General features: G+C 60.8%; 10 protein-coding genes. 7 read left to right on the forward strand and 3 right to left on the reverse strand.

Features of this window, described 5'->3' with window-relative positions; translation table 11 throughout:
• The first annotated feature begins 4 nt into the window (after positions 1–4).
• From QZ268_RS14600 to QZ268_RS14610, 3 genes are read left to right on the forward strand one after another with little or no spacing between them, the layout of a single operon-like run.
• Complete coding sequence (locus tag QZ268_RS14600; RefSeq protein ID WP_295454099.1) at positions 5–538, forward strand: hypothetical protein; 534 nt, start codon at positions 5–7, stop codon at positions 536–538.
• Entirely contained in the window at positions 535–1500 is a 966-nt protein-coding gene (locus QZ268_RS14605; RefSeq protein WP_295454102.1) for a glycosyltransferase family 2 protein, read from the forward strand. Before QZ268_RS14600 ends, QZ268_RS14605 begins: the two co-directional genes overlap by 4 nt.
• Entirely contained in the window at positions 1497–2663 is a 1167-nt protein-coding gene (locus QZ268_RS14610) for a glycosyltransferase family 2 protein (RefSeq protein ID WP_295454105.1), read from the forward strand. Before QZ268_RS14605 ends, QZ268_RS14610 begins: the two co-directional genes overlap by 4 nt.
• A gap of 55 nt (positions 2664–2718) precedes the next feature.
• Here QZ268_RS14610 and QZ268_RS14615 read toward each other — a convergent pair whose 3' ends face one another.
• Positions 2719–3687 carry a hypothetical protein gene (locus tag QZ268_RS14615; protein WP_295454108.1) on the reverse strand — a complete coding sequence of 323 codons (969 nt, stop codon included), beginning with the start codon at positions 3685–3687 and terminating at the stop codon, positions 2719–2721.
• Positions 3688–3916: 229 nt separating this feature from the next.
• Here QZ268_RS14615 and gmd point away from each other — a divergent pair, with 229 nt between their 5' ends.
• From gmd to QZ268_RS14630, 3 genes are read left to right on the forward strand one after another with little or no spacing between them, the layout of a single operon-like run.
• The gene (gene gmd, locus QZ268_RS14620) at positions 3917–5035 is read left to right on the forward strand and encodes a GDP-mannose 4,6-dehydratase (RefSeq protein WP_295454110.1); all 1119 of its coding nucleotides are present in this window, start codon (positions 3917–3919) and stop codon (positions 5033–5035) included.
• Positions 5036–5039: 4 nt separating this feature from the next.
• Positions 5040–5987, forward strand: coding sequence for a GDP-L-fucose synthase (locus QZ268_RS14625; RefSeq protein WP_295454113.1), 948 nt, complete (start codon positions 5040–5042; stop codon positions 5985–5987).
• Entirely contained in the window at positions 5984–7150 is a 1167-nt protein-coding gene (locus tag QZ268_RS14630) for a DegT/DnrJ/EryC1/StrS family aminotransferase (protein WP_295454116.1), read from the forward strand. Before QZ268_RS14625 ends, QZ268_RS14630 begins: the two co-directional genes overlap by 4 nt.
• On the opposite strand, the gene QZ268_RS14635 is transcribed toward QZ268_RS14630, so the two are convergent.
• Complete coding sequence (locus QZ268_RS14635; protein ID WP_295454118.1) at positions 7147–8331, reverse strand: DUF2793 domain-containing protein; 1185 nt, start codon at positions 8329–8331, stop codon at positions 7147–7149. The two genes, QZ268_RS14630 and QZ268_RS14635, sit on opposite strands and share 4 nt — an antisense overlap.
• A 355-nt stretch (positions 8332–8686) precedes the next feature.
• On the opposite strand from QZ268_RS14635, the gene QZ268_RS14640 reads away from it, so the two are divergent.
• Positions 8687–10978 (forward strand): hypothetical protein, encoded by a 2292-nt coding sequence (locus QZ268_RS14640; RefSeq protein ID WP_295454121.1) that lies wholly within the window; start codon positions 8687–8689, stop codon positions 10976–10978.
• Positions 10979–11106: 128 nt separating this feature from the next.
• Here QZ268_RS14640 and QZ268_RS14645 read toward each other — a convergent pair whose 3' ends face one another.
• Positions 11107–12969: a calcium-binding protein gene (locus QZ268_RS14645; protein WP_295454124.1), complete on the reverse strand. Its 1863-nt coding sequence runs from the start codon at positions 12967–12969 to the stop codon at positions 11107–11109.
• Positions 12970–13449 lie beyond the last annotated feature (480 nt).

Here is a 13449-nt window from a genome sequence, read left to right on the forward strand (position 1 = left end):
TCTGATGGAACATAATGTCGATTTCGGAGCCGAGGCTCAGGCAAACCACGCCCTTGCAGTTTTGCGCGCGTTGGACTTAGACTGCCAGCCCACAGTTGGAGAGCGGTTTGCGCCGGGTGTGTTTCTGTCCATGGATCCCGAAAGCGATACCCAGGCCTCTCTCACCAGCACCCCTGGTGAGCTGTTGAATCTTGAGATGACAACCGGGCATCCAGGACGCTGGTTGTCGCTCAATATCGAACTTGGGGAATGTGATCTGTCGCAGCGTGATGTGATGGGGTTTATGTGCAAGACCCGCGCCAATGAGACCATCACCTTTCGGGCCTGTCTGCGCAGTGGCCAGGATGAGGGTTTCCAGGATGCCTTTTTTGGCAAACGGGTGATTTCCTACGGGGCCGCTAGCACCCATGCGGATCTGATCAAACTAGCAGAGCGGGACGATATCCCAGCGCAGGCCCCCTGGCGTGAGTTGGTGCTCTTCTTCCCACCGGATCTGCGGCAGGTGACGTTGACTGATCTTTCGCTTTTTGGAGTATGACCCTTTCGGTTGTTATCCCGGTTCGTAATGACCCCACAGGGTTGACGCGACTGCTGAAGCAGCTGTTGCAGCTGCGGATCGCGGAACGGATCCTGGTCTGCGATGATGCGAGTGATCCGCCCTGTCGCCCGGCCGACCTGGGGTTTGATGAGGCTGCGGCAGGGATCTGCTATCTGCGCAGCTCAGATCACCGTGGTGCTGGTCATGCCCGAAACATGGGCATAGCGGCGTTGGATACGGATCATGTGTTGTTTTTTGATTCTGATGACCTCCTGTGCGATGCTGTGGTTGACCTGCTGCGCGATCTTGAAGGCAAGGCCTTTGATTTCTGCCTGTTTCGCCATATCGACAGCCGCCAGCGCAGCCGTGGAACGCTTGGCCCGATGGATTCGGATCAGCAGCTTTGGCAGTCAGCCGGGCTGCAGGCTGTGACGCCGCAACAGATCAGCGCGGATCAGGTGGAGCAGATGGCAATGATTGCCGCCTACCCCTGGAACAAGATCTATCGCAGCGGCTTTCTGCAGGAGCACAATATCCGCTGCACCGAGATCATGGTGCACAATGATCTCGAACTGCATTGGACCAGCTTCCTCAAGGCCAAGCACATCTATGCCTCAGCAGCACTGTGTTGCGAGCATTTTGTCGCGCCGGAGGGGGGGCGGTTGACCAACCGTAGGGACCGAGAGCGGTTGGAGGTGTTTCAGGCCCTTTCAGCTCTGCATCAGGTCCTGCGAGAGACGGCGCAGGCCCCGCGCTTTGTGCTGCCAATGACCACATTTTATCTGCGCCTGTTTGATTGGGTCCAACTGACGCTTGAAGAGCACTACCATGCCGAGTTTCAGCACCGGATTGCGGCGTTCCTGTTGGCCAACCATGACCTGGCAACCATGACGCTCATTGCTGACCGCGCCCCAGATCTGGCGCATCGGATCAATGGGCATATCCGGCGGGGGTGGTCGTGAGATTTTCCTTCATCGTCACCTCCTGGAACATTGAGGACTATATTGCCCCCTGCCTGGACAGCCTGGCCCCCTGTCTTGAACCAGGGGATGAGCTGATCGTGGTTGATGACGGCTCGGATGATCGGAGCTGCGAAGAAATCACCGCCTGCCTGCGCCAACTAGAGGGACGGGGGGTCAGCCTATGCCCGGTCTTTTTGGGGACCAATACGCAGGGGGGGGTTGGGATTGCCGGCAATGTGGGCCTCAATGAGGCCACAGGCGAGGCGGTGTTTTTTGTCGATGGGGATGACTGGGTCGATGCGGCAGGGTTTGGCGCTGCCCGGCGGCGCTTTGAAAGGCAGCCCTGCGATATATTGATTGCCAATTATAGGGTCTATGATGCGGTTCAGGACCGTTTTTTGAAACCTCCAGACCATACTTTGTGGTCTGGCGCGAGGGCGCGCATGACGCTGCAGGAGCGCCGCCATCTCGCACTGCAGATGGTTGGGGTGCCCTGGCGCAAGATCTATCGGCGGGGGTTTCTGGAGCAGCAAAAGATCCGTTTCCCCGAGGGGGATTTCTTTTACGAAGATAACCCGTTTCACTGGCAGACCTGTTTGAAAGCGGCGGAGATCGCCTTTCTGGATGTTTCCCTGTGCAGCCACCGGATTGGGCGTCCGGGGCAAACGATGGCGGCTACCGGGGCAGAGCTGGCAGTGTTCTTTGACCACTATGAACGGATTGTGGCGCAGTTGCCGGATCCGCAATATCGCCCGGATGCACTGCGCTGGCTGCTGGAGAACATGGCCTGGCACATGGAGCGGCTCAGCGCTGAGAGCCAGTGGACCTATGCGATGCGGGCGGAAGACACTCTGAAATCCATTGCCGAAGCAGATTGGCAAGCTCTACGTCATGATGCGGTGGCCCAGCGGGCCTTGGGGATTGCGCGCGCCTTGGCGCAGGGGCAATTGGCCGAGGTTATTGCCATCTGGCAACACCAGCGGGTGCAGCGCCAGCTTCAGGGTTTTGAGGAGCGGCTTGCGCAGATCGAACTGGCGCAAGATCAGGGGCGCGGGCAATTGGATCAGCTGGTGAGATGGAGCGAAGGACAGCGCGCCTTGCAGGAATTCCAGGCCCTGCAAACCCTTGCATCGCAGGGCGAGGGCAAGAGTTTCACATCCTGAAGCAAGGCCAGAGCGCCGCTGAGGTGTCATTGCAGCGCAACCTCCGCAGCGGGGCCTAGCCTGAGGCTGGGGTCCAGATCTCGACGCGGTCCAATTTGGCGATGGCGTCGAGATCCAGTTGATAGACCAGATCAAGATCGTGCGACTGGCGGGAAGTCCAGGGGGTATAGGCGGTATTTTGGGCGCTTCTGGGATGCCTTTTAAGACATTGGGCCAGATCCGCTGGGCTGACCTTTCCCGTTTCTTGATGCAGATGATGCAGGGCTGTGACAGCAGCATGGGAAAACCCTTCGCGCCGCGCCGCTTTGTTGGGGGTCTTGTGTGGATCTTTGTTTTGTCCAATCCGCGGGGGGGGCAGACCCGCGATCCAGGCCAGGAGGGCGGTCTCTTGGCCGCGCAGGTCTTCGGCGCGATAGATCCGCAGCCGTGACTGTGGAAAAGCTGCCCGCAAGCGGTCGATGACAGCGTACCAGGAGAGGGCAGTCAGCGGCAGGGAGTTGAAACTACTGAAGGGTCGAAAGGGCATCGATTTTAGCACCTCGCAATAAAGCGAGGGCAGATATTGGGCAAAACCGCGGATGCCGAGCACGATATCGGGCGCCTCCAGATCCAGCGTTGTGGCTACGTGAAGGGCGCGTTCTGCACCTTCGGGATACAGGCCACTTGGGTGGAGGGCATCCTGGACCAGCGAGAGGACGTTTTCGTCAAAGAGCAGATAACGTGCCATGGTCTCCTCCGCATGTCTTGGCAGCGGTGCGACAGGCGTTTTCTGTGCTGTGGCTGAAGGATATAGCAAGGGGCGGGTGTAGAGGCTGCGAAAGGCCTGCATGCCAATGTAAAGATACTGCGCGTCGGCCAGGGCCTGGGTCGAGTCCGCCAGCAGCTCCTGCAGATAGGTGGTGCCGGTCTTATGCGCCCCAAGCCACAGAATATCGCGCCGCGGCAGGTTTGGCCGGGGGGAGGGGGCGGATCGGCTGGGAGAGGCGCTGGAAAGAGAGTTAGGCATCGGTTTTTGGGAAGTCATGCTGCGCCTGTGTCAGGGTTTTGAAATTCAACAGTTTTTCCGTTGTTTGAGAGCTCTTCGACAGCCCGCAGAAAGATAACCTAACAGGGGAGGCCTGTTGTCAAAAGCCATTTGATGAATGGTATCCCCTGCGGTCCTGATTTAACATGGGATGCCGCGTATTTTGATGTGCTAACCCATCGAGGTGATCCATACGGGAAACGCTGATTTTGTTTGGTAAGGATGATACATGAAAAAAGCTCTGATTACCGGTGTGACCGGCCAGGACGGGTCCTATCTGGCGGAGTTCCTGCTGGAGAAGGGCTATGAGGTACATGGCATCAAACGCCGGGCCTCGTCGTTTAATACCCAGCGGGTGGATCACATCTATGAAGATCCCCATACCGACAATGCCCGCTTCAAGCTGCATTACGGCGATCTGACCGACAGTTCGAACCTGACGCGGATCCTGTCGGAAGTGCAGCCCGATGAGGTCTACAACCTTGGCGCTCAGTCCCATGTGGCGGTCTCGTTTGAGAGCCCGGAATATACCGCCGATGTGGATGCCATGGGCACATTGCGCCTGCTCGAGGCGATCCGCTTTTTGAAGCTGGAAGGCAAGACCCGGTTTTATCAGGCCTCCACCTCTGAACTCTATGGTCTGGTGCAGGAGACGCCGCAGACCGAGACCACGCCGTTTCACCCGCGCAGCCCCTATGCGGTGGCCAAGATGTATGCCTACTGGATTGCGGTGAACTACCGCGAGGCCTATGGCATGTATGCCTGCAACGGCATCCTGTTCAACCACGAGAGCCCCCGGCGCGGCGAGACATTTGTCACCCGCAAGATCACCCGCGGCTTGGCCAATATCGCCCAGGGGCTGGAGCCCTGCCTGTATATGGGCAATATCGACGCGCTGCGCGACTGGGGCCATGCCAAGGACTATGTGCGGATGCAGTGGATGATGCTGCAGCAAGACGCGCCCGAGGATTTTGTCATCGCCACCGGGGTGCAGTATTCGGTGCGCCAGTTTATCGAATGGTCAGCGGCGGAACTGGGGATCACCCTGGCGTTCAGCGGCACCGGTCTGGATGAGATCGCCACCGTGGCGGCGATCATCGGCGACAAGGCTCCGGCGCTGCGGGTTGGCGATGTGGTGCTGCGCATTGATCCGCGCTACTTCCGCCCCGCCGAGGTGGAAACCCTGCTGGGCGATCCTGCCAAGGCCAAGGCCAAACTGGGCTGGGTGCCAGAAATCACCGTGCAGGAAATGTGTGCCGAAATGGCGGCTCATGATCTAAAGGCGGCGCAGCGCGCAAGGGTGCTGAAGGATCACGGCTACAGTGAACCCGTCGCGCGGGAGGATTGATCCCATGAGCGCAGAACAGGGCCGCAAGGCAACCATGCTCTTGACCGGCGGTGGTGGCCTGGTGGGGCGCAATATCCAAGAACACGCCCGGGCGGCCGACTGGACCATTCTGGCGCCGCGCAGCGCCGAGCTGGATCTGACCGATGCCGCAGCGGTGGACGCCTATCTTGCCAAACACCAGCCCGATCTGGTGGTGCATGCCGCCGGCCGGGTGGGGGGCATCCAGGCCAATATGGCCAATCCGGTGGCCTTCCTGGATGAAAACACCGCCATGGGGCGCAATATCATCATGGGCGCTTACCGGGCCGGGGTGCGCGGGTTTCTCAACCTGGCCTCGACCTGCATCTACCCCCGCGCCGCCGAAAACCCCCTGCGCGAAGACATGGTGCTGACCGGCCCGCTGGAACCCACCAACGAGGGCTATGCCCTGGCCAAGATCATGGCGCTGCGCCTGTGCGACTATATCCGCCGCGAGGATGCGGGCGCCCAGTACAAAACCCTGATCCCCTGTAATCTTTACGGGGCGCATGACACATTTGACCCCAAACAGTCGCATCTGCTGCCGGCCATCATCCACAAGGTGCATCAGGCGCAAAAGACGGGCGAGACCAGCGTCGAGATCTGGGGCGATGGCACGGCGCGGCGCGAGTTCATGTTTGCCGCCGATCTGGCCGATGCGGTGCTGCGCGCCGCCGCCGATATGGACAGCCTGCCGGGCAGCATGAACATCGGTCTGGGCCAGGATCATAGCATCAATGACTATTACGCCACCGTGGCCGAGGTGATTGGCTGGACCGGTGATTTCAGCCATGATCTGAGCAAGCCGGTGGGGATGAAGCAGAAACTCTGCGATCCCGCGCGCCAGCAGGACTGGGGCTGGCAGGCCCCGACCGCGCTGCGCGACGGCATTGCACAGACCTATCGTCACTATTTGGAAAGCGGATACGCATGAGCCCCATTTACCCCCTCGCCACGTCTTCCTGGGATCAGGCGGAACAGGATGCGCTGCAGCGCGTCATCGACAGCGACATGTATTCCATGGGCCCCGAGGTGCGCGCCTTTGAAGAAGAATTTGCCGCGCATTTTGGCAGCAAACATGCGGTGATGGTCAATTCCGGTTCCTCGGCCAACCTGCTGATGCTGGCGGCGCTGCGCTATACCAAAAATGACGATCTGCGGCTGATGCCCGGCGATGAGATCATCGTCCCCGCCGTCAGCTGGTCGACGACCTATTATCCGTTGCAGCAATACGGCCTGCGGCTGAAATTTGTCGATATCGACCGCGCCACCCTGAACTATGATCTGAACGCCCTGGAAGCGGCGATCAGCGATAAGACCCGCGCCTTGATGGTGGTGAACCTGCTGGGCAACCCCAATGATTTTGCCGTGTTGCAGGCGCTTTGTGCGCCGCGCGGCATCGTGATGATCGAGGACAATTGCGAATCCATGGGCGCCAGTTTTGACGGCAAGCAGGCCGGCACCTTTGGGGTCATGGGCAGTTTTTCGTCGTTCTTCTCGCACCATATCTCCACCATGGAAGGCGGCATGGTGACCTGCGACGACGAAGAGCTTTATCATGTGATGCTGTCCCTGCGCGCCCATGGCTGGACCCGCAACCTGCCAAAGTTCAACCATGTCACCGGCGAGAAATCTGAGGATCCCTTTGAGGAGAGCTTTCGCTTTGTGCTGCCGGGCTACAATCTGCGCCCGCTGGAGATGTCCGGCGCGCTGGGGCGCGAACAGCTGAAGAAACTGCCGGATCTTATCAAAGGGCGGCGCGCCAATGGCGCCTTGGTGCAGGCGCAGCTGGGCAACCACGCCAAATTTGCCATCCAGCAGGAAATTGGCTGTTCCAGCTGGTTTGGTTTCTCATTGGTCATTCGCGAAGGCTGCGGGCTTGCCCGCGCCGATCTGGTGAAACAGCTCCTGGCCAAGGGCTTTGAGTGCCGCCCCATCGTGGCGGGCAATTTTGCCAAGAACCAGGTGATGCAGTATTTCGACTATGAGATCCACGGCAGCCTGACCAATGCCGATTACATCGACGCCAATGGGCTGTTTGTGGGCAACCACCACTATCCCATCCCCGAGGCCGTTGCGGCCCTGGCCGAGATCTAGCGCAGCAGCCATTCCTCGACCTGCTGCGACAGCTGCCGCATGCGCTGCCAGCGGGCGGCGCAGGGCTGACCCCGGCGCAGGCGCAGTTTGCCCATCAGCCCCACCAGCGCCCACTCCGGGCGGCTGCTGCGGCGCTGATAGGGGCGGGTGGGGTCATAGCTGGGGTCTTCCTGGCGCTGGCCCGCCGCGTCCAGCAGCAGGGCACCAAAGCCATCGCGTTGCCAGCGTCCTTTCCAGCCGCCCATATCATCATCGCCAATCAGCGCCGGGGCGGCGCTGATCACGCCGATGGGCTCTTCTCCGGTTCGGGCGGGGCGGATGCACGCCCCCTGCAGCACCACGGCCAGCCCGCGCCGATCTTCGCCTTCCGGGTTGCCATCGCCCCATTCAAACCATTCCGCATAGTCAGCGCCGCCCCCCGACCAGGCGCCGTCACAGGCGCCATTGCCATCTGACCCCAGCCGAAAGGCCGGACCACTGCCATCGCCGGCCAGCAGATAATCCGCGCCGCTGCCGGCAATCTCCACATGGGCCGAGGGGCTGGCCGTGCCAAAGCCGGCATTTCCGCTGGCGGTTAGCGCCAGGGCGGTGGCCCAGCTGCTGCCATCGCTGGAGAGCTTGACGCTGAGGTCGTCATTGCCCAACAGGCCGATCTCGGCGCGGCCGGACCAGTTGGATTGAAACAGCGCCGCGGCGGTTTCGGCCGGGGCAGATTTATTCAGCTTCATCTGATGGCCGGCGCCGGCATGGCTGAACAGGCTGGCCTCAGCGGCCACCGCCAGCCGGTTGCTGCTATCGGCGCTGGTATTGACCCCCACCTGGGCCAGGTTCTGGGTCTCGGCGCTGAATTGCTGCCAGGCGCTGCCCTGCCAGATCCGCAGCTCAGCGACATCAACCCCCCAGGCGCGCCAGCCGATTTGCGGTGCGATGAACAACCAGCCTTCGCCCTGCCAGATTGCCAGCTGTGCGGCCTGTCCCGCCCAGGCCCCGGTGGGCAGCGCCCCCAGGGCATAGGCATCGCCTGGGCTGGGGGTGAGCGGCGGGGTTTCAGCATCAAAGGCGCTGACCCGCAGCTGCACCAGCGCGTCCAGCAACTGCAGGGCCTCATTATGGGTCACATGTTTTTGCGCCTGCGCGGCCAGCAGATAGGGCAGGGCGAGGATGGGCGAGGTCTCGGACATGGGGTTTGGGCTCCTGTGGGGCTGCGGGAGAGGGGCTGGAGAGGCGGCAAAGCTACGCGTCAGCATCGGTCCGGCAGATCAAAGCCGCGCTAAGGGCGCGTCCGCAGGGGCGGCAACAGCCCCCCGCAAACCTGTCAGATCCCGGCGAGGCGGAAGGAAACAAAGCGGCATTTCCGGTGAAATTGTCGCTCAAATGAACAAAGAGTGATGGAATTTTCCCCGCAGGATCCGGCCTTAGGGATTGTCTTCAATCTGTAAACAATCTCCGCCGTTCTGCCCCATTCTGATCCCGATCCCTGCCGCGACCGCATGGGAGCTTGGCCTGGGTTCTCCAGACAGGCCGGGAGTGTGGGACATGGAATTTAAGTTTCAGCAGCGTTTTCAGACAGGCAGTGATCGCTTTGATGCGGACTTGCGCGATCTTGCGGTGGTGCAGACCGAAAGCGGCAGTTGGCTCTATGCCAGCAATGGGATGAATGGCGGGCTGAGCCTTTATCGTCTGGATGGCAGCGCTGCGGCACCGCAGCTGGTGCAGCGCTACTGGCATGAAAACGCCAGCCTTGGCACCGGCGGAATCACCTGTGGCGAGATCGGCGGCGAGATGCGCCTGCTGTCGCAGCTCAGCAGCTCGGGGGCCTTGTTGTCATATGAGATCGGCAGCAATGGAAACCTGGCCCGGCAGCAGCAACAGGGGCTGGAGAGTGGATCTGCTGGTGGGCTGGAGGCGCTGGTAACGGTGCCGGTAGAGGCGGGCCAGAATGGGGAGCACAGCCTGGTCTATGGCATCAATGCCGCAGGCGAGCTCAAGGGCTGGCAGCTGGATGCATCGGGGCAGAGCCTGGGCGCGGTGGCCAGTAGCGGTGCCTCCGCCGCCTATCACCTGCCCGGACACAGCGCGCTGGAGATCAGCGCCGCTGGTGATCTGTTGTTTGCGCTGGATGCCATGGGGCAGGGGGTGCGGAGCTATCGGATCACCACCCAGACCGGGGCGCTGCAGGCGGCGGATAGCTTTGGCATGGCAGAAGGCCTGCCGGTGTCGGCCCCCAGCGCGCTGCACAGCTTTCAGGCCTATGGCGCCAGCTGGCTGCTGCTGGCCGCCTCCGGGACTGGATCGCTCAGCCTGTTGCGGGTGGCGGCGGATGGCAGTCTCGACCTCAGGGATCAGCTCAATGATACGCTGGCCACGCGGTTTGGCGGCGCTGCGGTGCTGGAGGTGGTACAGATTGGCGACCATGTGCTGGTGCTGGCGGCTGGTGCGGATGATGGCATCAGCCTGCTGCGGCTGCTGCCTTCGGGGCAGTTGTTGCATGTGACCAGCCTGGCCCATGCCCAGGGGCTGGGGCTGGAAAATGTCACCGCGCTGGAAACGGCCGTGCTAGGCGACCAGTTGGAGATCTATGTCACCTCCGACACTGCGGGCGGTATTTCGCGGTTTAGTCTCGATCTTTCGACCCTTGGGGTGGTGCGCAGTCTTGATCAGGGCACGCTCTGGGGCAGCGCCGGGGATGATCTGTTGCAGGGGGAAACGGGCCAGCCGGGGGCGGCAACGGGGGCGGTGACCCTGAATGGTGGCGCTGGCGATGACATTCTGGTGGCCAGTGGCGCTGGCAGCCGGCTGAGCGGCGGTGCCGGGGCTGATTGCTTTGTGGTGGGCCCGACAGTGGGGGTGGTGACCGTGACAGATTTCCGTCCCGGCACCGATCAGCTGGACCTGTCGCTGTTCGCTGGCCTGTACAGCCCGGCGCAGTTGCAGGTCGACAGCCTCTCCGGGGGGATGCGCCTGACCTTTGGCGACAGCCAGATCGTGATCCTGCGGGCCGGCGGCGGGGTGCTGAGCCTGACGGATCTCTGGCCCGATGGGCGCTTTGCGACGCCGGACCGGCTGACCCAGGGCGACTGGATCGAGGATGGCATCACCTATGGCGGCGGGGGGGATGATCGCTTGCAGGGCCAGGCGGGAACGGACCGGATCCAGGGTTTGGGCGGGGATGACAGCATTCAGGGGCAGGGCGGTGGTGACCAGATTTGGGGCGGCGATGGGGCGGATCGCCTGAAAGGGCAAAAGGGCGCTGATCACATCTGGGGCGAGGCCGGTGCCGATAGGCTCTGGGGCGGTGGCAAGGCGGATCATCTGCAGGGGGGCACTGGCGATGACACCCTACGCGGTGGCGCTGGCAGGGACCGGCTCGAGGGGGAGGCCGGGGCGGATTTGTTGAAGGGGCAAAAGGGGGCGGACCGGATGACCGGAGGCACCGGTGCTGACACAGTGTTTGGTGGCGTTGGTAAGGACCGGATCTGGGGCGGGGAGGGCAACGATCGACTGATCGGCGACAGCGGTCGGGATCGGCTTTATGGGGGCGCGGGCGAGGATCTCTTGCTGGCGGGCAGGGGGCGCGATGATCTGAGTGGCGGGGGCGGTGCCGATGTCTTTGTCTTTGGACAGCATCATGGGCAGGATCGGATCCTGGATTTCACGCTCGGAGAAGATCTGATCGACCTGAGTGGCGTGTCGGGGCGCGGGTTTGACTATGGCGATCTACAGATCCGTCGCAGTGGCACATCCACTGTGATTGAGACCGGAGCCGGCGAGATCACCCTGGAGGGGCTGCGCCCTGGCGAGATCACGGCGGATGATTTCCTGTTTTGACGACAAAATACCAGGGCTGATTCCGGGGCTGATTTATGTACCTGGCGGCAGCCCATATAAAACCCGGCCTTCCTGGAGAAGGCCGGGTTCAAAGACGAGTCATGAAAGATTTCTGTCTGAGGATGCCCCTAGAACAGGAAATCATCCGCGTTGAGGTTGTCCATATCCCGGTTCACCAGGGTGAGGGTATTGCCGGCGTCATCGCTGATCACTGCGTTGTTGCCGTTCTGCGTGGCATGGTTGTTGATCAGATCGTTGAAGTCATTGATTCCAAAGGCATTGCGCAGATCGATCTCATCGGTGCCGCCAAAGCCGACAACCCGGTCATCGCCTGAGGAGAAGACAAAGACATCAGCGCCGCGGTTGCCCAGCAGCACATCATTGCCGTTGCCGCCATCCAGGGTGTCGCGACCACCGCCGCCGACCAGACGGTCGTTGCCCTCGTTGCCCTGCAACAGGTCATTGCTGCCCTGACCTTTCAGGGTGTCATTGCCGTTGCCGCCATCCAGGGTGTCGCGACCAGAGCCGCCGTCCAGACGGTCGCGGCCATCGTCGCCCTGCAACAGGTCATTGCCGCCCTGACCTTTCAGGGTGTCATTGCCGCCGCGCCCTTCCAGGCGGTTGTCCTGGCGGTTGCCAGTCAGGATGTCATTGCCCTCGCGGGAGCCGCGCACATGTTCGATGTTGCTGATATGATGGATAAAGCTTTCGCCACGCCAGGTGCCGGTGGCCTCACCGCTGCCCAGATTGACATTCACCGCATCGACATAGCTCCGGTCATAGCGCAGCAGGTCAAAGCCGCCCTTACCATTCAGCGTGTCGTCGCCTGCCATCAGGATGAAGCTCTCATCCCGGCCTGACCCGGTGACCTTGTCATCAAACATGCCGGTGCGGATCTCATTGACATTACCGTCGCCGGTGATGCGGTCACTGCCGCCCTGGCCATCGTCATTGACGCGGCCGCGGCCCAGATGTGCCACCACGCCATCTTCGGCATTACGGTAATCCAGGCGCAGATAACCCTGGCTTTCACCAAGGACAAACCTGTCATTGCCGCCTTCCCCGCGCAGCTGTGCCCAGCCGCCATCGGTGACGGTGAAGCGGAAGATATCGTCGCGGGAGGTGCCATAGATCCCCAGGCCATCCGCCATCATCGGGTTTTGCACATTCACCAGGGTGGTGGTGCCACGCCCGGATTTGCCGATGGTGCCGGTATTGTCATTGCCATCAATCTCGACCACGATGCGACGGTTCAGATCACTATGCCCAAGGCTGACAAACCCATGATCGATTCCTGACATGATGACACGGTCATTGCCGGTCCCGGCCTGCACATAGTCATCCCAGGTATTGTCACCGGTCACCAGGCGGTCATTGCCATTGCCGCCCAACAGGGTGTCATTGCCATCGCCACCAATCAGCGTGTCATTGCCACGCCCACCTTCGAGAAAGTCGTCGCCGTCGGTGCCGATGAAACGGTCATTCTGGGCCACATCGGCAAAGACACTGCTGAGCGGAATATCCTGGTTTGGTCCGGCGGCACCGGTGGCGGGGCCAACGGCGACAATGCTGGCTTCAAAAGCGTTCCATTGCGCGGCGGTCTGGAGGTTCGGGATCGGATCGCCGCCCAGAATAAACAGGGCATCGGCATCCACGTTGGAATATCCGGGCACATCGGCATCTTCAAAGAACAGCTGCAGCACCACAGTGGTGCGCTGGATGCCGCCGTCGTTCCAGGTCACCTGAAAAATAGATTCGCTTTGTGAATCAAGAGGATCACCCTCAATCCGGGCCTGCCCGCCGGTGATCTGAATATCAGAAATCGGGGTATCCGCATCTGGATTTGGATCCACTGTATTGGTGTAGCGGAGGGTGGTTGTGCTGTCGGGCACTGCAACAGAGAAATTGATGTCTTGTAGAATGCCTTGAACTGGATAATTTCCGGTTTGGCCGCGCAGGACGGCAATGCCAGTCAGGGTATAGGTGGTCATAATGTCTGTCCCTAAATAGTCGAACTTTGTACATCTCTCTGTTTTGTGAATCAGAGAGGCTCAGTGTTGGTGGCCCTAGGTTAAGCGGATTTTTATTTAGAATGCAAAACAACACTCCCGGTTTTAGCGACCGGGAGTGTTGTTTTGGCGTTAGTCTCAACCCCTAAGCTCTGGACCCATTAGTCTTACGTGTTCAGTTTGACAGGTTTTTTCGCTGGTTAGGAGTATTTGCGCAGAAATAGTTGTTATATTTCAATTAGATGTGACGCGTCCAGCGGGAAAACCTGTCAAACCCGAAGGGCGGCGATATCACTTCATTTCAATGTCTCGGATCGCTTGCAGGTCGTGTCGCGAAGGTGGTGGAAATTTGAAGGTGGCGTAATCTCCGGGTGAACTGAACCCACCCAACCGGCGGCAGCAACCGCCAGGGAGATCACGCCATGAAGAACAATACCGACACTGCCGCGCTTTCGCTACTGG

The sequence above is a fragment of the uncultured Pseudophaeobacter sp. genome, assembly GCA_905479575.1.
In the GTDB taxonomy this organism is placed as follows: domain Bacteria; phylum Pseudomonadota; class Alphaproteobacteria; order Rhodobacterales; family Rhodobacteraceae; genus Pseudophaeobacter.

Excerpts from the sequence above, each read along its gene's own strand:
- QZ268_RS14640 (WP_295454121.1), top strand. The coding sequence starts at position 8,687 with ATGGAATTTAAGTTTCAGCAGCGTTTTCAGACAGGCAGTGATCGCTTT.
- QZ268_RS14635 (WP_295454118.1), bottom strand. The coding sequence starts at position 8,331 with ATGTCCGAGACCTCGCCCATCCTCGCCCTGCCCTATCTGCTGGCCGCG.
- gmd (WP_295454110.1), top strand. The coding sequence starts at position 3,917 with ATGAAAAAAGCTCTGATTACCGGTGTGACCGGCCAGGACGGGTCCTAT.
- QZ268_RS14645 (WP_295454124.1), bottom strand. The coding sequence starts at position 12,969 with ATGACCACCTATACCCTGACTGGCATTGCCGTCCTGCGCGGCCAAACC.
- QZ268_RS14625 (WP_295454113.1), top strand. The coding sequence starts at position 5,040 with ATGAGCGCAGAACAGGGCCGCAAGGCAACCATGCTCTTGACCGGCGGT.
- QZ268_RS14630 (WP_295454116.1), top strand. The coding sequence starts at position 5,984 with ATGAGCCCCATTTACCCCCTCGCCACGTCTTCCTGGGATCAGGCGGAA.
- QZ268_RS14600 (WP_295454099.1), top strand. The coding sequence starts at position 5 with ATGGAACATAATGTCGATTTCGGAGCCGAGGCTCAGGCAAACCACGCC.
- QZ268_RS14605 (WP_295454102.1), top strand. The coding sequence starts at position 535 with ATGACCCTTTCGGTTGTTATCCCGGTTCGTAATGACCCCACAGGGTTG.
- QZ268_RS14615 (WP_295454108.1), bottom strand. The coding sequence starts at position 3,687 with ATGACTTCCCAAAAACCGATGCCTAACTCTCTTTCCAGCGCCTCTCCC.